This window comes from Allobosea sp. TBD101 (assembly GCF_059817965.1).
The window spans coordinates 2260933-2278114 of the sequence record NZ_CM187543.1 but is presented as its reverse complement, the minus strand read 5'-3'; the positions used below and the strand labels follow the sequence as shown (position 1 = coordinate 2278114).

Annotated in this window: 23 protein-coding genes; 6 read left to right on the top strand and 17 right to left on the bottom strand. The window is 66.2% G+C overall.

Translation table 11 applies throughout. The annotated features are described in order from the left end of the window. Positions 1 to 86: 86 nt before the first annotated feature. From AC6RIC_RS11030 to AC6RIC_RS10950, 17 genes are all read right to left on the bottom strand, one after another. Positions 87 to 428, bottom strand: a complete 342-nt coding sequence (locus AC6RIC_RS11030) for a capsid cement protein (RefSeq protein ID WP_499736206.1) — start codon at positions 426 to 428, stop codon at positions 87 to 89. A gap of 95 nt (positions 429 to 523) precedes the next feature. Then, positions 524 to 2158 carry a phage major capsid protein gene (locus AC6RIC_RS11025; RefSeq protein WP_499736205.1) on the bottom strand — a complete coding sequence of 545 codons (1635 nt, stop codon included), beginning with the start codon at positions 2156 to 2158 and terminating at the stop codon, positions 524 to 526. A 76-nt stretch (positions 2159 to 2234) separates the two neighbouring features. Then, positions 2235 to 2900: an HK97 family phage prohead protease gene (locus AC6RIC_RS11020; RefSeq protein WP_499736204.1), complete on the bottom strand. Its 666-nt coding sequence runs from the start codon at positions 2898 to 2900 to the stop codon at positions 2235 to 2237. Then, entirely contained in the window at positions 2887 to 4413 is a 1527-nt protein-coding gene (locus tag AC6RIC_RS11015; RefSeq protein ID WP_499736203.1) for a phage portal protein, read from the bottom strand. The genes AC6RIC_RS11020 and AC6RIC_RS11015 overlap by 14 nt, the downstream gene beginning before the upstream one ends. Before the next feature lie 5 nt (positions 4414 to 4418). Then, positions 4419 to 4628 carry a phage head-tail joining protein gene (locus AC6RIC_RS11010; protein ID WP_499736202.1) on the bottom strand — a complete coding sequence of 70 codons (210 nt, stop codon included), beginning with the start codon at positions 4626 to 4628 and terminating at the stop codon, positions 4419 to 4421. 3 nt (positions 4629 to 4631) lie between these two features. Further along, on the bottom strand, positions 4632 to 6683 hold the full coding sequence (locus AC6RIC_RS11005) for a terminase gpA endonuclease subunit (RefSeq protein WP_499736201.1): 2052 nt from the start codon (positions 6681 to 6683) through the stop codon (positions 4632 to 4634). A 21-nt stretch (positions 6684 to 6704) separates the two neighbouring features. Beyond that, positions 6705 to 7310: a hypothetical protein gene (locus tag AC6RIC_RS11000; protein WP_499736200.1), complete on the bottom strand. Its 606-nt coding sequence runs from the start codon at positions 7308 to 7310 to the stop codon at positions 6705 to 6707. A 376-nt stretch (positions 7311 to 7686) separates the two neighbouring features. Further along, entirely contained in the window at positions 7687 to 8412 is a 726-nt protein-coding gene (locus tag AC6RIC_RS10995; protein ID WP_499736199.1) for a hypothetical protein, read from the bottom strand. Between the two features lie 313 nt (positions 8413 to 8725). Further along, complete coding sequence (locus tag AC6RIC_RS10990) at positions 8726 to 10480, bottom strand: DNA primase family protein (protein WP_499736198.1); 1755 nt, start codon at positions 10478 to 10480, stop codon at positions 8726 to 8728. After that, positions 10477 to 11529 (bottom strand): bifunctional DNA primase/polymerase, encoded by a 1053-nt coding sequence (locus AC6RIC_RS10985; protein WP_499736197.1) that lies wholly within the window; start codon positions 11527 to 11529, stop codon positions 10477 to 10479. Before AC6RIC_RS10985 ends, AC6RIC_RS10990 begins: the two co-directional genes overlap by 4 nt. A 2-nt stretch (positions 11530 to 11531) precedes the next feature. Next, on the bottom strand, positions 11532 to 11735 hold the full coding sequence (locus tag AC6RIC_RS10980) for a hypothetical protein (RefSeq protein ID WP_499736196.1): 204 nt from the start codon (positions 11733 to 11735) through the stop codon (positions 11532 to 11534). Further along, the gene (locus tag AC6RIC_RS10975) at positions 11732 to 12409 is read right to left on the bottom strand and encodes a hypothetical protein (protein WP_499736195.1); all 678 of its coding nucleotides are present in this window, start codon (positions 12407 to 12409) and stop codon (positions 11732 to 11734) included. Before AC6RIC_RS10975 ends, AC6RIC_RS10980 begins: the two co-directional genes overlap by 4 nt. After that, on the bottom strand, positions 12406 to 13149 hold the full coding sequence (locus AC6RIC_RS10970; protein ID WP_499736194.1) for a DNA methyltransferase: 744 nt from the start codon (positions 13147 to 13149) through the stop codon (positions 12406 to 12408). The genes AC6RIC_RS10975 and AC6RIC_RS10970 overlap by 4 nt, the downstream gene beginning before the upstream one ends. After that, complete coding sequence (locus AC6RIC_RS10965; RefSeq protein WP_499736193.1) at positions 13146 to 13409, bottom strand: hypothetical protein; 264 nt, start codon at positions 13407 to 13409, stop codon at positions 13146 to 13148. Before AC6RIC_RS10965 ends, AC6RIC_RS10970 begins: the two co-directional genes overlap by 4 nt. Then, complete coding sequence (locus tag AC6RIC_RS10960; protein WP_499736192.1) at positions 13409 to 13615, bottom strand: hypothetical protein; 207 nt, start codon at positions 13613 to 13615, stop codon at positions 13409 to 13411. Before AC6RIC_RS10960 ends, AC6RIC_RS10965 begins: the two co-directional genes overlap by 1 nt. Beyond that, entirely contained in the window at positions 13612 to 14079 is a 468-nt protein-coding gene (locus tag AC6RIC_RS10955) for a hypothetical protein (protein ID WP_499736191.1), read from the bottom strand. The genes AC6RIC_RS10960 and AC6RIC_RS10955 overlap by 4 nt, the downstream gene beginning before the upstream one ends. Before the next feature lies 1 nt (position 14080). Beyond that, positions 14081 to 14563: a phage regulatory CII family protein gene (locus tag AC6RIC_RS10950; protein ID WP_499736190.1), complete on the bottom strand. Its 483-nt coding sequence runs from the start codon at positions 14561 to 14563 to the stop codon at positions 14081 to 14083. Between the two features lie 83 nt (positions 14564 to 14646). On the opposite strand from AC6RIC_RS10950, the gene AC6RIC_RS10945 reads away from it, so the two are divergent. From AC6RIC_RS10945 to AC6RIC_RS10920, 6 genes are all read left to right on the top strand, one after another. Then, positions 14647 to 14805: a hypothetical protein gene (locus AC6RIC_RS10945; RefSeq protein WP_499736189.1), complete on the top strand. Its 159-nt coding sequence runs from the start codon at positions 14647 to 14649 to the stop codon at positions 14803 to 14805. Between the two features lie 279 nt (positions 14806 to 15084). Continuing rightward, complete coding sequence (locus AC6RIC_RS10940) at positions 15085 to 15741, top strand: LexA family protein (protein WP_499736188.1); 657 nt, start codon at positions 15085 to 15087, stop codon at positions 15739 to 15741. Between the two features lie 10 nt (positions 15742 to 15751). Beyond that, the gene (locus AC6RIC_RS10935; RefSeq protein ID WP_499736187.1) at positions 15752 to 16045 is read left to right on the top strand and encodes a hypothetical protein; all 294 of its coding nucleotides are present in this window, start codon (positions 15752 to 15754) and stop codon (positions 16043 to 16045) included. 80 nt (positions 16046 to 16125) lie between these two features. Beyond that, positions 16126 to 16572: a hypothetical protein gene (locus tag AC6RIC_RS10930; protein WP_499736186.1), complete on the top strand. Its 447-nt coding sequence runs from the start codon at positions 16126 to 16128 to the stop codon at positions 16570 to 16572. Positions 16573 to 16583: 11 nt separating this feature from the next. Next, on the top strand, positions 16584 to 16994 hold the full coding sequence (locus tag AC6RIC_RS10925; protein ID WP_499736185.1) for a hypothetical protein: 411 nt from the start codon (positions 16584 to 16586) through the stop codon (positions 16992 to 16994). Further along, on the top strand, positions 16994 to 17149 hold the full coding sequence (locus AC6RIC_RS10920; protein WP_499736184.1) for a hypothetical protein: 156 nt from the start codon (positions 16994 to 16996) through the stop codon (positions 17147 to 17149). The genes AC6RIC_RS10925 and AC6RIC_RS10920 overlap by 1 nt, the downstream gene beginning before the upstream one ends. The last annotated feature ends 33 nt before the right edge of the window (positions 17150 to 17182 follow it).

Below are 17182 nucleotides of genomic sequence, written 5' to 3'. Positions count from 1 at the left end.
CCCCACCTCCTGCCAGGCCCCGCGCACCGCGGCCGCGCCGGCGCGGGCGAGATGCTCGCCCCGCTCGGCGCACCCGCCGCAGGCCATCAGGCGACGCCGTTGAGGCGCACCGGAAGGGTGGCGTCGCCACCCGCGGCCGCGGCAAGGCCGGCATGGATGCCGGCCACCACGTTCGAGCCGACTGTGGTCGTGATGCTCTTGGCCGTATCGTCCCAATAGACTTTCGCGCCGGGCGCGGGCGTGTTCGCAGCCGTCTTCGGAAGGGTGAAGGTGCCCTTCAGGTCGAGGATGGATTTCTGGCCCTGGATCGCCGAATGGCGCACCACGCCGAAGATGGCACCGAGCAGGAAGCCCTGACCGCCGACCACGCCACCCGAGGGGGCGAGGAAGTCGATGGCATCAGCTTCGGACTGAACCGAATTCTTCATGGAGAATCTCCGGATTGCATGACAGGGCTTTGGAAATCCCGCCGGCCGGGCCAGCGGGATCGGTCAAAGCCCTTTCGAGGGGGAAAAGGCGCCGGTCAGGCACCCACGTTCTTGTAGCCGCCGCGGAAGTCGATCGCGCCGCAGCCGAAGTCGTGCTCGAGACTGAAGCTCACGCCCTGGATGCCGAACGGCGTCTCGGTGCGGAAGCGCGGGGCGGTGTAGCCGTCGAGCAGGCCCCATTCGAAGTTCGGAACCTCCGCCGGAGAGGCGAAGAGATACCAGGCATTGCCGACGATCTTGGCGGTGACCTCGACCTCCAGCTTGCCCGAGAACGGGTTGATGTTGCCGACCTGCTGCGCCTGGATCGGCGCGACGAGCTGCTGCGCCTCCAGTTCCTTGTCGGGACCAACCAGGAGGATCACCGCCGAGATCTCGAGCTCGGAACCGTCCTTCGACTTGCGCTTGCGCAGCGCGGCGCGGCCGAGCGCAACCGAGTTGACGGTGATGGCGGCGTTGGCCGCGGCCTTCGAAGCGTCCGTGGTGTTGAACACCTGCCGGGCCGTGTCGTTCAGGGTCGGGCCGTCGTTGTTCGCGCCGGAGAGCATCATCGCGTAGAAAGTGCGATCCTCGAAGCGAGCGACGGCGTTGCCACGGTCGTTCAGTACCTGAACAAGGCCGTTCAGGCGATCGTTGACCAGCATCTGGCGCGAGAAGTCGACCCGCACGCCATAGGCTTTGACCGCGGTCTTCTCCTTGCTCTCGGAGAAGGTGCCGGACTTGATCTCGCCGCCCTCGGGGTTGACCTCCTGCAGGTCCGGGAAATCGCCGACGCGGATCGTGTTGTGATCGCGGAAGTCGGCATAGCTGCGCTGGCGAGCGATCCGACGATAGGTCGGCTGGGCCAGCGCGTAGCGGGCGGCCAGGGCCGAGTTCAGCGCGCCTTCGAACAGGATCGGGAAGTCGGTCGTGGCGTGGAAGGCCCGGCGGATGATCTCCTCGCGTGCGCCGAAGCCCATCGGGACGCGGCGCTCGCCGAGACGTTCGGCAGCGAGTTCGACCAGGGCAAGGCCCATGTAGCCCCGCGCGGCGTCACTGGGCTCGCCTCGGCCGGCCCCAGCCGGCGCGAGCTGGATCGTCAGCGCCTCCTGCATCGCGGCGCGGCGGGTCTCGGTCTCGTCGCGATCGATACGGACATGGCTCGTCGGCGTCTGCCGGCTGGCCAGCGCGGAGAAGGCAGCGGCCCGGAACGCCTCGGCCGTGGTGCCGGCGTTGATGGCCTCCTGCGCTTCGTTGCCGGTATAGCCGGCGCGGCGCGCGACCTCGAGGATATCGTTGGCACGCTGGCGATCGGCTCGCAGGGCGGCACCATTATCCGGCTGGGCGGCCTGGCGCGCCTCTTCGGTGGCGATTTCGCCGCGGATCTGCTCGGCCTCGGTCAGAAGCCTCCCATGCTCCTCCTCGATCGCACGAAGCGCATCGGCGGCGAGGCCGTCCTTGACCTCGGCCATCTTGGCATCGGCCTTTTCGGTGACCTCCTTGAGACGCGCCTTCAGTCCGAGGATGACGGGCGAGGCCTGGATGGCGGTCTGCAGCCAGGTCGGATCGGCGTGGCGGAAGGACAGGCCGGAGAGCGGCGCGGCCAGAGCCGCATCGGAGGCGAAGATGGTGACGGCGACAACCGCCGCCAGGGCGCAGAGCGCGCCCACGAAGAAGCGACCCTTCACGGTCATGGTTTCACTCCAGTGGGTCCGGGACGAATGGGAGCGCCGCTCCTGCCGTCCCGGGACGTGCAGGGGGCAAAGGGGTTCAGGCCGCGAACTGACGGCGCCGCATCTGCATGCGGGTCAGCGCGGCCGAGGCGGCGAGCGGGGCAGCCAAATCGACCGGGTAGCGTGCAACCTGGTCGAGGGATCGGACCTGTGCGCCGGGGTCGGCGGGGATGGTCACGAAGCTGATCTCATAGGGCGTCCAGCGCTCGACCATGCGCTTCTCGACTTCGCCCTTCTTCTCGGCCTCGATCACGCGGGCGCGGTCGATGGAATAGCCGACTGAGATGTTCCGGATGATCCGGTCCGTCACCAGGCCGAACATGCGATCGGCGGCCTTATCGATCTCTGCTTTCGGGAAGCGGATCGTCGCCATTCCCTCGCTGCCCTCGATCCAGGCACGCTCGACGACGCCGACCTGCGAATAGGACGAATACATCGAGTGAGAATCGAGCGCCGGAGCACCGCGCGCGAGCCGCGAGAGGTCGATCGCGTCGCGACTGACGACCAACACCTCGTCGAAAGGCACCGAACTATCCCAGCCGGTCCAGCGCCGACGGCGCACCGAGGCACCGGTCGTGAAGATCACGTCCACCGTGCGCGCCTCGATGTTGATCGAGCTGTCGATGATGCGGGTGCGCGCGCTCGACGTGTCGATGTCGTCGGTCTGGAGCGGGAGCCCCTCCGGAAAGCTACGCATCGTCATTGTCGGATTCCTGGGCGGGCGAAGCCGCGTCGGTGATGGCTTGCCCAGTGCGCGAACGCTTGCGGGCGTCGATATCGAAGATCAGCGGCATTTCGCCGGCGTCGACTTCCTTGAAGAACTCGACATATTCGGCGACGACCTCGCGCCAATCGCGCCCCCAAGCTCCCAGGAAATCCTGCGGAGACATGCGGCCGGCGCGGACGGCGAGGATATCGGCCTCGAGGTCCTTCTTCGGATCGACCGGCTCAAATGCCGGCATGATGTAGTGTCGGCGATAACCCTTCGGCCGCGCTGGCAACCGTCCCGCCATAATCGCGCGATCGAGAAACCTCTCGACGATGCGGTGGATCACCTGCGGTACCAGCATATGCCACTGGTCTTCCGTGACCTGCCGGCGCTGGTCGGTGAGGCCGGCTTTGAGCGAAGAGTAGTTCGCCTGACTGAGATCGCCGGTCAGTTGGTGATAGGTCAGGCGCACCCCGACCGCGAACCCCATCAGGGTCGAGCGGCTGACCGGCTCGAAAGCCGTATTCGATGCGGGAACGAACGGCTGAACTTTTTCGCCGATCCGCAGATAGTGGACCATGCCCGGGCGGATTCGTTCGATCCGATCCGAAGCCTTGTCGCCGGCATTCTTCACAGAACCGCCGATGCTGGTCGCCGAATCGTTCGATTCGACAACTAGGCCGATCGAAGCTTCCATTCTGGCCTTGACGACCAGCGCATCCATGAGGTCCGCGAAGTCGCGGCCGGTCATGAGGACCGGAGCGAAGAGCGGCACGCCGCGGACCTGCCCGGGGCGCTCGCGCCGATACAAATGGCAGACCTCGGCACGCGGCGTCAGAACGCTTTCCGGCAGGCCGGAGCGCGGCAGGCGCTGCGGTTCTCCCGGGATGTCGCGATGCAGCCAGTAGCCCAGCCGCTGATCGTGATCGCCAAGCTCGACACCCAGGCGAGCCCGGCTCGCGCGGGGCAGCAGCGAGGATGCGTCCCGGCTTTCGTCGATCAGGTCGCCCTCGCCGACATGCAGCGCCAGCGGGACGTCTCGACCTTCGTTCATGGGTCGGTCGAGCATCCTGACGATGCTGTCCCCTCCCTCGAGCTGCGCCCGCACCATCAAGGCAAGAAGGCCCGTGAAACCGGTCTCCTCCTCGATGTCGCAGGTCACGACCCAATCGTCCCAGAGCTTCTGGACAACCTTGTCAATCTGCTTCGAGCCGGTATCGAACCGCACTGTGAGGTCCGGGGTCACGATATGTGACGCGAGCACGTTGATCGCCCGAGACCCCAACCAGGTGTTGCGCACCAGCTCCCTCGAGCGAGCGCGCAGGATCGGCAGAGCGCGCGATAGCGTCGCATTGGCGGATTGCTCGCCAACGCGGAAGCTGCTCTGGCGGCGGCCATTCTGGGCACCGTCATAGCTTCGCGAGGCGTCGAGAGCCTGGCGGGCCATCTCGCGCCGATAGCCCGCCTCGGGCGAAATCCAGCCGATCGCCTTGTCGAGGAGGTTCATGGGGCTCAATCGCGGCTGTATTCGGTGATGGCAAATCGAGGCGGAGCGTTTGCGCCGGCCACTTCGGCTTCCATCTCGGCGAGGATCTGCCAGAGCTCGGCGAGTGTCCGGTTTTCCAACCGACGCTTAGTCTCACCCGAGCCGTATTCGATGACCTTGGCGCCAGTCGCGATGCCGCGCTTCAGCTTATCGATATCGGCTTGGGTCCAGGCCATGGCTCACCAGTTGGCACCACGGCCCCCCAGCCAGTCATCGGCAGGAGGAGGCGGAGCACGCTGCTCGTCGGGTTGCGTTTCGGCGGTGAGGATCGGCGGCGAGAACAGATCCCGTCTCGTCACTTCGACCGGAAGGCCGCGATGGCGAGCAAGTGCGGCCCATTCGTCGGCAGTCATGATCGAGATGCCGAGATACTCGGCCAGCGCCATGTTGTAGATGCGATCGTCGAGGAAGTGGTTTTCGCGCAGATCGACCCAGCGCTTGCCGGACGGTCGCCCCCTCACCTTGATATCCTCGAGGTGAGCGGCACAGAGCTGCTTGAAATATTCCTCGTCGGTCCACATGCCGAAATGGCAGTAGCCCGGGGGCGCCTCGTCGAGATTCTCGCCGATGCGCTGCTTGCCGAGATCGAGATAGAGCCCCGATTTTAGTGGCCAGGTTCCGATCGGCCAGACCTTGGCGCCCTGCGTGATCTTGCGGCCGCCGAGGTCGATATCCTGCAGGCTGGGCGTTCCGATCGCCGGCTTGCCCCAGCCCTGCAGGCCCTTGATCGCCAGCACCATGTCGCGCCCAGTGTCGGGATGCGGCGTCTGGTTGAGGCGAACCCAGCTATAGACGACATTCGACCGGTAGCCGGAATCTATGCCGAGGACGTCCAGCGTGCGCTGGCCACCGAAGGCATCCGGGAAGCGCCGATCGAGCGTCTCCGCCCGCAGCTGCGCGAAGACCGGAGCATCGGGGCTGTCGGTATCGCCCGAAATGTAGCGGGCGTCGATCAGGTACGAACGCCGATCGGCGGTCCAGGCGACGATTTCCAGCCAGATACCGCGCATCTGCACGTCGGCTGACGCCGTGAGCAGGAGCGCATCATCCGGGATGTGCCCGCGCAGCAGGTGCGGCTCACGCCGCCCCATCAGGCGCTTGTGGTCCGGCACATCGGCCAGGATCTTGTAGGGCAGCCCGAGGACGAGCTTCTGGAAATCCTGCAGCGCGACGCCGGAGCCGCGGGTGTTCTTGTAGTCTTCTGCGATCGCCTGATAGCTCATCATCAGCGAGATGAAGGCGTCGATATGGAAGCCGGGATGCCGGCCTTCGTCCGGCTTCTGCGCGATCCAGCAGGCGCCGTTCTCAGGCTGAAGCTGGATGCGCCGCTCGGCTTCAGAAATCTGGTGTCCGCAGGCCTCGCATTCATAGGTCGTCAGGGCCGGGTTGGCCTTGTTGATCCGGAGCTGCTCGAAGCGATGGCGGAACAGCACCCCGCAGGACGGGCAGGCGATGTGCCAGTAGCGCTGGTCCGACAGCTTGAAGCTGCGGTCGATCCGGCAATGGCCTTCGAACTCGTCGGCGTCGGCATTCTCGCCATCGAAACCGAGATCGGCCTCAGGTGTCGAGATTTCGAGGATTTTCCAGTCGCCTGTGCCTCGAAATGAGGTGAACCGGCCGAAAAACAGCACCTCCGGGTCGCCAGCGCCGGGAATAACCTGCCATTTCGAGACCTCGTCCTTGACCCCCTTTTTCGTGGTCACAGACGAGAGATCGGTCTGCGAATTGGCATTGGCCAGGAAGACCCGACCATCCTTGGCGAAAACCTTCTCATAGGTCGTCGAGGACGCGCCGGCCCGCGAGACCTGGTCCACTATCAGCTTTTTGCCGATTTTCCGCTGCCACTTGTCGATCAGCGGCTGCAGCTTGGCCGAATTGACCTTGCGCAGCGCGTCGATCGCCGGCGCCGCATAGATCATGTTCGCCGGCTCGCGGTCGGCGCAGTACAGCACCCAGGCGAGCGAAGCGATCGAGGCGCCCGACTGCTGGCTCTTGCGGACCGTGACCAGATTGCACGGATGGTCCTCGGTCAGCAGGTCGAGGATCTCGACCATGTAGGGCGCGCCACTGGCATCCCAGAGCTGCCCCGCGGCCGGCCCGTCGACCAGGACGATGTTCTTCGAAACCCAGTCCGACACGCGCATCGGCTGTGCCGGGCGGATCGCCACAGCCAGCCTCGATGCGGCCAGGCGTGCGGCGCCGGGATGCGAGAGACTGGTCGGCGCCTGCATGGGTGCGGGTGGCGCTCGACCTCAGGCGTTGGGGGCCTCGGGCGGCAGCGCGTCATCCTTCTGCGGGGCGCTCGTGGCGATGCTGGCGCACTGGTCCGCGATGGCGGTGCGCGTCTGCGTCGTCAGGCGCTTCAGGGTGATCCTCAGCTCATGCAGCCCGCGACCAGCCGCGGCGGCGATCGTGTCGGTATGCTGCAGGAGGTCGACGGTCCGGCCGATATCCTCGGCCAGGCGCGTCAGGGCGTCGATCATCACGTCCATGCGGACAAGCTGACCGCTCTCCTCGGCGAGGCGCAGGCGCAGCAGCTCGGTCTCGTGGACGAGCTTGATGCGGCGGGCGCCGTCGAGTGTGGCGTCGGAGCCGGGCTCGCGCCCGGGCTCCAATGATGGCGGGCGATCCGTCGCACCGCCGCTGGTGACCTTGCTCGCGTCACCGAAGCGACGGCGCAGGTCGTCGAAATGCACGATGTTGACGGCGCAGACCCTGCCGCGTCCGTCGCGGGTGACTTCGAGGCTGTGATGCTCGACCAGCCGCGCGACCTGTTTCGAGATCGCTTGCCGGGAGACGTTGTCACGCTCCGCGATCGCCTTGAGCGACAGCATCACCTCGCTGGCAACCGCCGTCATCCGTCTGACAACCCTGTCAACCCGTAGGAAAAACCAGTCTCACTGGAAAAACCCCGCGCCGCTAAACCGTCGCGGGGTGGGGTGGCCGGGGAAGGACCCGCGGTCGGTCGCCGTGAAACATTTTCGTGAAACATCGTTCAGGGTTGAAGTATGTTTCACATCCGGTGTTTCACGATCGGTCGGGGCCGGTCGATGGGGTCACATGGCGCCCTCCCTCGGCCCGGGCCGGGAACGCAAACCGCCCCGGCGCTGGTGCGACGGGGCGGCTCAGTTCCCTATTGGGATGCTCCGAACATGCCACAAGAGGGTGCGGCCGTCAAAGGAGGCGATTGCTTCGCTATCTCAATGGGTTATACCGCATTGGATTACCGTGTTTTCAGGCCGTTGCGGCGTGGGAAACGAACACTTCGCCTTTCGATCCCCTATCCCATGGCGTAGCGGGACTGACAGGGCCGCTCACGGCGTGCTTGAGCAAAGCCCCCTCCAGCGCCACAGCAAGCAGGCCGAGCGCCGCATGCCAGGTCGCATATACCGAGCGGGCCAGCATGATCCCGGCCCGCTCAGCCCGGACGGCCTCGCTCGGCCGCCCCTTCACTACCGGCATCGGCCCACCATGATCCGGCCGCGTGCCGTTGCGGGCATGCTCGATCACCATCGCGGTCAGGTATGGCTCATGCAGCCGCGACCACGCATCCGACTTGCTCAGCACTCCCTCACGGACGGGCCGCACCAGCCACAGCCCCGTGGCCGCATCCTCGACGCGCCAACCCTGCTCGGCGATCTCCGAGCGCTTCCACGCCTGCGGCTCGTCGCCCTCGGCGCCCTCGATCAGCCACTCCGACAGCGCCAGCACATGGTCGTGCACGACGAGCAGGTCGTCCGGCGTCGCCGCGGCCATGGTCTGGAAGCCCAGCATCTTCGCGGCCGGGCCGCTGTTGTCGATGATGGTGCCGAGCTGCAGCGCCTGCATCGCGCCGACGAGCGAGCCATTCGGCTTGAAGCGCGGCATGCCGAGCACGGCAGCCGGCGTCACCTTGTCGACGCGATACTGGGCATAGGCCCGGTGCAGCAGCGCTTCGATCCCGATCGTCTCTTTTGCCATCAGAGCAGCCCTTTCGCGGCTAATGGAGGGTTGTGGAGGGTTGATGGAAGGTTTGAAAGAACTATACATCGGAAATAGCTGTTCATAATCAGATACTTGAGGCGTTTGATGGAGGGTATGGAGGGTTTGAGAGGGTCTAGACGCATGAGAAATAGCTCCAACCCCGAACCCCTTTGAATACGCATACGGGCACGAGAAACCCTCCAGACCCTCCACAGCGCTTGCCATGTCATTGAACCGAAACCGAAAACCGCGATGGAGGGTCGGCCGAAACCCTCCATGAACCCTCCACAACCCTCCACGAAATGGACGGTCATGGACGGTCCGAACCGGTGTCATCGGGGTTGCGGGGCCGGTAGGTTCGCGCCGGGATGTCGTGCAACTCGATGTCGAGATAGACTTGCCCGGCAGCCGTCTTCGCCCGCTGGAAGCGCTGGCCCATGACGCGGCCGAAAGCCGTCTCGGTCTTCGCGCGACGACCATTCTCGTGAGACCAGGTCTCGTAGCAGTCGAAGGCGTGCCTGGCGCGCACCGGCTCGACCGTATCCGGCGGCATCGATCGCACGCAGCTCTCGATGAACACCGAGATCGGGTCCATCTCCTCGCGGTATTCCTTCGCCGCCTCCACCATCGAGGGCGGCAGCACGAGCCCCTCGGCGTCGAAGGCCTCCATGCCCTCGATCAGCCAGTTCAGGATGCCCGGTCCCTCCTCGCAGAGCTCGCAGACCATCTCCTCGAAGTCGCGACGCTGCTCCTCGGGGATCGTCACCTTCCAGGGCACCACGGCCATGCGCCGCCAGATGCCGTTGTCCGAGCCGGTGATGCTCGGATAGCCGTTGCCGGACATGTGCGCCTTGAACTGCGGCTGGAAGGCGAAATAGCCCTTGAACAGCGTGCGCACGTCCATCTTCTCGCCGCCGGTCAGGCGCTTCACCAGCGCCTCGCGCAGCGGCTCGCCCTGCGGCAGTTCGGTTATGCGCAGGAAGCGGACGCCCGGCAGGCGCGCCAGATCCGGCGAGGCCGATCCCGCCGCGCTCTGCGCCTGGCCAGAGATCGATTCGGCTGGCAGCCCCTCCCCCAGCGCGCCGAAGATGCGCGCCAACACCTCGAGGAAGACGGATTTGCCGTTGGCGCCGAGGCCGTAATGGAACAGCAGGAGCTGCACCGGCACGCCGGTCAGCCCGATGCCCGAATATTTCTGCACGGCCGCCGCCACGCCGGGCACCAGGGCCTCGGGCAGCATCTGCGCGATGAACTCGCGCCATTTCGGCGCCCTCGCCTGCGGGTCATAGGCCACCGGCATCATGCGGGTGACGCGGTGCTCGCGGCGCCAGCCCTCGGGCTCGAAGACATGCCGACCGCGATGGCTGTTCTGGTAGCTCGCCGGGTCGTCGGGATCGGGCTGCGTGGGTTCGCGCAGGAAGCGCAGCGTGCCATTGGCGACATAGGTCAGCCGCTGCTCGGCATTCCAGGCCTCTGGCTTCACCACGCAATGCGGCGCGGCGCAGGTCAGCATAGCGGAAAGCCGGGCCGAATTCTTCGAGGTCACGCCGAAGCCGCGCCGCTTCGCCTGGCGCTTTTCCAGTGCCACCAGGGCAGCGTCCTTGGCGGCGATGTTCTCCTTCGTGCCCTCGCGCTGCGCCTTGCGGATCGCGGCGTTTTCCTGCGGCGTATGGCGCAGGAATTCCGCCTCGAGCCCGATCAGCCCGCCGATGGTCTGCGCCTTGGCCAGCGCCTGGAAAGCGCCGTCGGCGGCGTCCCAATGCGTGCCGGTCCACACGGCCCAGCTCGCCTTGTCGGAGCCGACCTCGTGCATACGGGCGAGATCCTGCCCGCAATGGCGCAGCAGGCGCTTGCCATTATCGGTGTCTGATGCGTCGAGAGAGGCGCACCATTCGACATCGCCGAGGTTCACCCCTTCGACCGGCATGTCGGACGGGCCGTCCTCGTCATCCTCGCCATAGTCCGGCCCATCAAACGGGGTTGCGGGGCCGGCCTCGGCCTCCGCGCCGGTGATAAGCGCGCGCAGGCTCTCGGCCGAGAGATCGTCAGCAGGAATGTCGGTCACGCGGCTCGCCCCCGCCCGATCTCGTCGGGTGAAAATGTTCCGCGCTCGGTCGCGTTGAGGCCGTTGCGGATGGTCTGCTGGATCTTGTGCTCGCTGGGCTCGACGCCGGCGGGCAGGTTCGCGAGCAGCAGGGCTTCCGCCCTGCCGCGATCGAGATGGCCGGAGCGCACGAAGCGCCCGAGATGCGAGGCCGCCTGGAAGACATCCTGGTTGCGCTGGCCGGGCGGCGCCTTGCGCGCGAAGTCCAGCGCCCAGTTCACCGCACCCTCGACGAAGCGGGCGACCTGGCTGTCGCTGGCGCCCTCGCTGCGATGACGCGCTCCAGCCTGCTTTGCGGCGCGACGCTGCGCCCGTTCCGCCTCGGTCAGGAATTCGCCGGTGATGACGCCGCGCAGGCGCCGCGGCAGGGTTGGCAGGCGCGAGACCTGCGGCATCAGCCATTCGTAAGCCTTGCCGTCCACCATCAGGGAAGGCGGCGCGATGACATAGCCGCCCTCGCCGCGCACATCGATATGGGCGAGCTCGACCGGGCATTCGCCATCGCGCAGGAAGCGCGTGAACAGGTTAGCCTTGTTGCCGATCGCGCCGGAGAACGGCCGGCCGAGCCGCGCCAGGTTCTCCGTCACCTCGGCCAGCACGGCCTCGTCCGGCCAGGCGAAATAGAGATGCAGGCCGCCCGATTGCGTCTTCGCGATCACGGGCTCGACGATCTCGCCAGTCTCCGGATCGACCTCGCGCAGATGCCCGCAGAATCGCGTCAGCGCCGCCAGCATCACCTTGGTCGGATGGTCTTTCGGGTCGAGATCGACGACGATGCAGCGCGAGCGCAGACCGGTCGGAAAGCCGATCAGCGCGGTGGGCGAGCGCTTCCACCAGCCGCTGATCACGCCCGCGTCGAGGCTGGCGAGCCAATGCCCGCCATCCTTCGCGCCGGGCGCGCTTTCCTTCGGAAGCATTGGCGCCTTCGAGCCCGGATCGGGCTTCTGAGTCGGCTTGCACGGAAACACCGGGAAGCCCTGTGCAGCGAAAGCGAGGGCGTGCTCGAGCATGGTCATAGCCCCGACGATGCCTCGGCCCGCGGCTGGTCAATCCCGGCGGCGCGATCTTTCTCGCGCTGCGTTTCCTTTTCGATCTGGAGCGCCAGCGTATCCATCGCGATCAGCGTGTCGCGGCTGGTCAGGCCGCCATGGGCCTCGTCGATCAGGAAGAAGCGTCGCGCCCGCCGCGCGGCCGAGAGCAGGGTTTCCTCGCTCATGCCGGCACCAGCGCGCGCAGCGGCTTGGCCTCGCGTTCGATCTCGCGCAGGCGCGTCAGCATGGCCTCGCAGGCCTGGCGGGACGCGACCATCTCCGCTTCGATCTTGACCGCATGAGCGATCGCCGCATCGACCTTGGCCAGCAACTCGGCGACATCCTCGCCGCCCTCGCCATCGCCGAAATAGCCGGTCCGCTCGTCCTTGACCCAGGCGCGCGGGATGCCGAGATCGGCGGCGAGCTTTTCGTCGGACCAGCCGCGATCATAGCGCTGCTCGGCCACGAGATAGATCTCCGACAGCTTCATATGGATGATGCGCTTATGATCGCGGGTCGGCTGGCGCGGCTGCTCAGCAAAGGGCTTGACGGGTGCGGCTTGCGGCTTCGCCATGATGAGTGACTCCTTGCTGTCGACGCCCTCGCGCAGCGCGCGGCGCTCCTGATGGTCGTGCCGGCGCGCCGCGCGGCATGAAGGGCAGAGATCCTTCGCGGGCTTGGCGCCGACGACCCAGCCGAGCCGCTCGAAATAATTCGTCGCCATCCGCACCGAGCGGCTCTGGCTGGAGGTCAGGCGGAAGAGCTCGCGCGTGCCGCAGGCCGCGCAGGTGATCGGCCGCGCGGTGACGGGCCGGCCCGCCTCCTGAAAGGACACCTGTCCGAACTGGCGGTCGCTCATTCCGCCGCCTCCGCGAACAGGCCGCCGATCGGGGTCGCGGCCTTGCCGCGCGCCTTCGCGCTCTCGACCTCGCGATCGTCGACGAGATGCTCGACCCAATCGGGGACCGGCGTTGCCACCAACGGGCGCAGCAGCTCGAGATGCTCGCGCGTCGCGACGAGCGGCTGCTCTTTGTCCGTGACATAGTGCGAGCCCATCACTGTATCGGTCGCTTCATTGATCGCGCGGGCAGTCAGCCCGACCGAGCGAACCCAGGCCGTGAAGGTCAAGGCGCGGCGGCGGCGCTCTGCAGCCGCATCCAGCTTGTCGATCGCCTTCGACACATCATGCGACTTCGGGAAGCCCGAGCCATAGATCCAGGCGAGCTGGTCGCGGATTTCGAAGCCTGCATCCTCGATCGCGCAGACCATGCGGTGATAGGTCCGGGTGCCTGAGAACGCGACGAGATGCCCGCCGGGCTTGAGCACGCGCAGGGCCTCGACCCAGAACTCGGCAGCGAAGGCGGTCTCGCCCGTGTCCCAGTTCTGGCCCATGAAGCCGGCCGAGGCGCGGGAATAGACATCGCCGTCGCGGGTCGGCGCCGCGCCGGGCTTGCCGAAGCGCTTGCCGATCGAAACCAGCGCATAGGGCGGATCGGTGACGATCGAATCGATCGAGGCATCAGCGAGCCCGCGCAGCACCTCCCGGCAATCGCCGGGATGAAGCACGACGCGACCGTCCAGGAAAGAGCGCGCGGTCATGCCGACAACTCCGGCAGGCCGGCCAGACGCCGCGCGGCGTTTGCCTGGGCCTCCATCGCCCGGCAATCCTCGAAGCTATGGTCGCCCGCGATGTAACCGCCGCCGGCAATCACCCAGACCTGCTGGGACCAGGCGTTCACATCCCACACGCTGAGCCGCTTCGAGCCGCCGCACCAAAGGCAGGAGATGTCGAACAAATCGGCGCGGCCGCTTCCCTTGCACGACGGGCAAATGGTCTTCGTGATGCGAAAACTCGCCATCACTTCCCCTCCCGGAACAGCGCGAGCTCGGCCGCGCTCCACAGTGCGCCGGGCGCGTGCTTGCCGGCGACGATGTCCTCGGCCGTGGCGCGCTTCAGCCGCAGCACGGCGGCGATGATCACGGCCGGGAACCCGGCCTTGGCCATGCCGCGCGCGGCCGAGCGGCGCCACTTGCCCACCTTCTGCAGGGTGAACCGGCGTTTCATGCTGCCGCCCTCGCCGGGGCGACATCGCGATAGGTGTGGCCGGCTTCGAGAACGAGCGCGGCGAGCGCGGCGAGATCCTGCTGCACATGGGCCGGCAGGCGGCGTTGCGCCGCGCGCTCCAGCAGGCCGGCGGCGATGCCGGGGCAACCGGATTGTGCGTAGCCCCTGGCGCGGCTGATCACGGCGGCGAGCGTTGCGCGCTGCCCGGGCGAGAGCTGCTCGGGGTCGCAGATGCCAGGCGCCACGGGCGCCGGCGCCGCGCCGGTCGCGGTGAAGCCGGCGCGGCATTCGCGGATATGGCCGAGCGTGACCAGCCGGTCGAGCGTACGGCCGAGCCACATCCGCTCCGTCCGGCTGAGCGGCGCCAGCAGCACGGCGCGGCCGATCGGCCTGTCGGCGGCGGTGACAGCCGCCAGAACGCGGGCCGTCAGCGAGCCTGGCTTGATGCTCCCCCGTGCGGCCATCTCACTCCCCCGCCCGCTCGGCGAGGCGGCGGATGACCTCGCCGAACTCCTCCTGGTTCTTGATGGCGGTGGCGAGCAGGCCCTTGATCTCGCCGCGGGTCAGCTTCTGGTCGGCGATCGCTTCCATCGCCTGTGCGGCGAAGCGGCCCTGGCTGGCGGTCGTCGCCATCACCGAGCGCATGAGGCAGAATTCATCTTCGTTGGCGCCCGAGACCGGCATGAGCTGGTGGCCGGAGAGCGAGGCCAGCGCGCGGGAGAAGATCGGCTGCCCGGTCGCGGCCTCGAGCAGGCCGGCGACATGGATCGGCATCAGCGCCGGGTCGTTCTCGCTCTGCCATTTCGAGATCTGGCCCTGGCTGTAGCCGGTCATGGCCTCGACACGCTGCGGCCCGGTCTGGCCGGGCGCGGCGCAGGCATTCACCAGGGCGCGGCCGGCCGTCTTCAGCAGCGGCAACAGACCTTCAGGCAAAGCAATATGGCTCACGAAAAAAGCCCCTCTGCTTTTTCGTTGGGAAAACGGCGGTGATGGCAGACGGTCAGCCCATCAGATCACGGAGGCGGAACCCCATGGACGAGAAGCAGAAACAGACGGCAGGACAGGACACGGCGCGGCTGCGGGCGGCCGAAGGCCACCTGCGCCAGGCGCTGGTCGGAATGGCGAAGGCGCGGCGCGCGGCGGGTCATGCCGAGGCCTCGCAACCCAAGGGCAGGAAGTCGGACGGCTGAAGCGAAACACCAACTGACGCCGCGAGCTTCAGCAGCGCGGGAACGTGTCGGTTGGGCACGACGCCGCCGCACCCACCGCGCTCCTTCGGATAGGTCCATCGATAAGTCGCAGTGTAGGCGACGCCGATGCCCGCCGAGACGGCGCGATGCCCACCGAGCTTGATGATGATGCCAAGGGCCGGTTCCATGACCTTATTTTCGATAACCGAAAACTAAAGTCAAGAGATCATTTCGATAAACGCGATTGCGCCTTTGCGATCCGCGGAGAATGAGAGAACCATGGATATTCAGTGGATTCTCGACGGCCTGGAGAAGCCAGACAAATCGAGGATCGGCCTTGCCAAGGCGCTCGGCCGATCGCCGTCCGTCGTCACCAAGATACTGAATGGAGACCGCGAGCTGAAAGCCCGCGAAATCTCGATCATCGCAGGCTATCTCAATGTCGATGCACCCGCTGCGCTAAGGCCCCTTTCACCGTTTGAGAGTGAAGCTCCCGCTTTGACGAAGCTGGAGGTGGTGGGGGAAGTGGCTGCAGGCGTGTGGACTGAACCAGAAGCTGATAGCTTCGAGCGCTATTATGTCGACGTTCCTTTCGATCCTCGATTCGCTGAGGACGATCAGTATCTGCTGAAGGTCCGCGGACCTTCGATCAACAGACGGGCCGCTAGCGGCAGTCTTGTACGTTGCCTGAAAATTCACGCCGCGCCCCGTTTGCCGCGCGATGGCGATTGGGTGGTCGCGCTGCGCATGCGCAACGGGTCTGGCGAGACAACAGTCAAGCGGCTGGAGATGTCTTCAGACGGTCGGCAATATCTCTGGCCAGATTCAACCGACCCGAAGTTTCAGGAAGCGATTGAAGTCGGAGAGCACGACGGGGACGAGGTTAGCATTTGCGCTTACGTTCTCGATTTTATCAATCCAGCGACAAGATTCTAGCGGGGACTCAATGAAGACGCTGATTGCAATCATCGTTCTCGCGATCGGCGGATACTACTTATACAACCTCTCGACCGGCTTCAGCACTGACCAGATTGAGCAGGTCAAGCGGTCTATAAAGGAGGAATACGAAAAGAGCGGCGATAGAACCGTCCAGGAGGTCTCGCTTTTACGGAAATCCTCTCATGAGCTGACCGGCTTCGTGCGCGTCAAGCATACGAAATTGAGCATCGATCAGACGCTGGAATGCACCGCAACAATGGACCAGGCGGGCGGGCGGTACCTCTGGAGATGCGGCCGATAGATCGATAATCGAAAATCACCGCTTGACTTATTTTCGTTTATCGAAAAGTATGACCTCCATCGTCACCGATGGAGGCCGTCTTGGCATTCCTTCCTCTGCTCCCCAGCGCCGGCCCGGCAGTCCGCGGCAAGCGCCTTCGCATCGCCGTCGAGCGCCGCGGTCGCCAACTTGACCGGCGGCGCGTCACCTTCGCGATTTCCCGCGAACTTGCCGAAGCACTGAACTGGCAGCCGGGCGACCGGATCGTCATCGCGCTCGGCCTGGGCGACGATCGCGGCCGGGTTCAGCTCTCCCGCGTCGAGAAGCCCGGCGCGGCCCACAAGCTCACCTGCTTCAATCAATCCCGCGTCCTGCGCGTCGGTGTCACCACACCGACCACGCTGCAGGGCGAGGACATCGCGCCCTTGCTCGACAGCTTCGTTGAGCCCGCCTGCGCCGATTTCGCCATCGAAAATGGCGCCCTCCTCGTCAGCCTTTTCCCGCTCACCCCCGCTGTCGCGCAGCCCGAGCTGCGGGCAGTGGCTTGATGGAGGCCGCCTTGTTGCAAGCCGCCCACCCTGCCGACACGTTCGGCCGTGGCTATCTCGAAAGCCGCAAAGCCGTCGATGACGGCTATATCTGGCCGTTCGCCCGTCACGAGATGGTGTCAGTCGGCGCCATCACCGAGCGCATGGTCGAGGATGTCGCCGCGCTCGTGAACGATGGCGGCGACGCCCCTTGCGTCTTGCTCGTCGATCTCGTCCGCCTCGGCTGGCTGCAGGCCCAGGTCGATCGCTGCGGCGCCAAGGCCTTCGCCCTCTACGAGGCGGCTCATCCGCAGCCGCGCGTCGTCACCGGCAACCGCTCCACGGTTCGCAACATCAGCTGGCGGCAGGAGGCCGCCTGCTTCGCCATCCTCGCCATTCCGTTCGGCCTCTGGGCGCGCGCGCTGATCGCGGGCGTCGTCTAATGGCGAGCCGCTCGGTCACCCTCGGCTGCATGCTCCGCGAACTGGCGATCGTCGCCGCGCAGACCGTTGCCCTGCTCGCCACCCTGCTCGTCGCCGCCGCCGGCTGCGGCATCATGCCGGCCTTCATCGGCCAGGCCTTCCAGAGGCTGCACTGATGGGCGGGCTCTGGCTTCTCCTCACCTATGCAG

Bases quoted from the DNA above. Each gene is read 5' to 3' on its own strand.
- AC6RIC_RS11010 (WP_499736202.1), bottom strand. From the start codon at position 4,628: ATGGCCTGGACCCAAGCCGATATCGATAAGCTGAAGCGCGGCATCGCG.
- AC6RIC_RS11000 (WP_499736200.1), bottom strand. From the start codon at position 7,310: ATGACGGCGGTTGCCAGCGAGGTGATGCTGTCGCTCAAGGCGATCGCG.
- AC6RIC_RS10970 (WP_499736194.1), bottom strand. From the start codon at position 13,149: ATGACCGCGCGCTCTTTCCTGGACGGTCGCGTCGTGCTTCATCCCGGC.
- AC6RIC_RS10985 (WP_499736197.1), bottom strand. From the start codon at position 11,529: ATGCTCGAGCACGCCCTCGCTTTCGCTGCACAGGGCTTCCCGGTGTTT.
- AC6RIC_RS10945 (WP_499736189.1), top strand. From the start codon at position 14,647: ATGGACGAGAAGCAGAAACAGACGGCAGGACAGGACACGGCGCGGCTG.
- AC6RIC_RS11005 (WP_499736201.1), bottom strand. From the start codon at position 6,683: ATGCAGGCGCCGACCAGTCTCTCGCATCCCGGCGCCGCACGCCTGGCC.
- AC6RIC_RS10940 (WP_499736188.1), top strand. From the start codon at position 15,085: ATGGATATTCAGTGGATTCTCGACGGCCTGGAGAAGCCAGACAAATCG.
- AC6RIC_RS10980 (WP_499736196.1), bottom strand. From the start codon at position 11,735: ATGAGCGAGGAAACCCTGCTCTCGGCCGCGCGGCGGGCGCGACGCTTC.
- AC6RIC_RS10995 (WP_499736199.1), bottom strand. From the start codon at position 8,412: ATGGCAAAAGAGACGATCGGGATCGAAGCGCTGCTGCACCGGGCCTAT.
- AC6RIC_RS11015 (WP_499736203.1), bottom strand. From the start codon at position 4,413: ATGAACCTCCTCGACAAGGCGATCGGCTGGATTTCGCCCGAGGCGGGC.
- AC6RIC_RS10920 (WP_499736184.1), top strand. From the start codon at position 16,994: ATGGCGAGCCGCTCGGTCACCCTCGGCTGCATGCTCCGCGAACTGGCG.
- AC6RIC_RS10935 (WP_499736187.1), top strand. From the start codon at position 15,752: ATGAAGACGCTGATTGCAATCATCGTTCTCGCGATCGGCGGATACTAC.
- AC6RIC_RS10955 (WP_499736191.1), bottom strand. From the start codon at position 14,079: ATGGCCGCACGGGGGAGCATCAAGCCAGGCTCGCTGACGGCCCGCGTT.
- AC6RIC_RS11025 (WP_499736205.1), bottom strand. From the start codon at position 2,158: ATGACCGTGAAGGGTCGCTTCTTCGTGGGCGCGCTCTGCGCCCTGGCG.
- AC6RIC_RS10975 (WP_499736195.1), bottom strand. From the start codon at position 12,409: ATGAGCGACCGCCAGTTCGGACAGGTGTCCTTTCAGGAGGCGGGCCGG.
- AC6RIC_RS10965 (WP_499736193.1), bottom strand. From the start codon at position 13,409: ATGGCGAGTTTTCGCATCACGAAGACCATTTGCCCGTCGTGCAAGGGA.
- AC6RIC_RS10960 (WP_499736192.1), bottom strand. From the start codon at position 13,615: ATGAAACGCCGGTTCACCCTGCAGAAGGTGGGCAAGTGGCGCCGCTCG.
- AC6RIC_RS11030 (WP_499736206.1), bottom strand. From the start codon at position 428: ATGAAGAATTCGGTTCAGTCCGAAGCTGATGCCATCGACTTCCTCGCC.
- AC6RIC_RS11020 (WP_499736204.1), bottom strand. From the start codon at position 2,900: ATGACGATGCGTAGCTTTCCGGAGGGGCTCCCGCTCCAGACCGACGAC.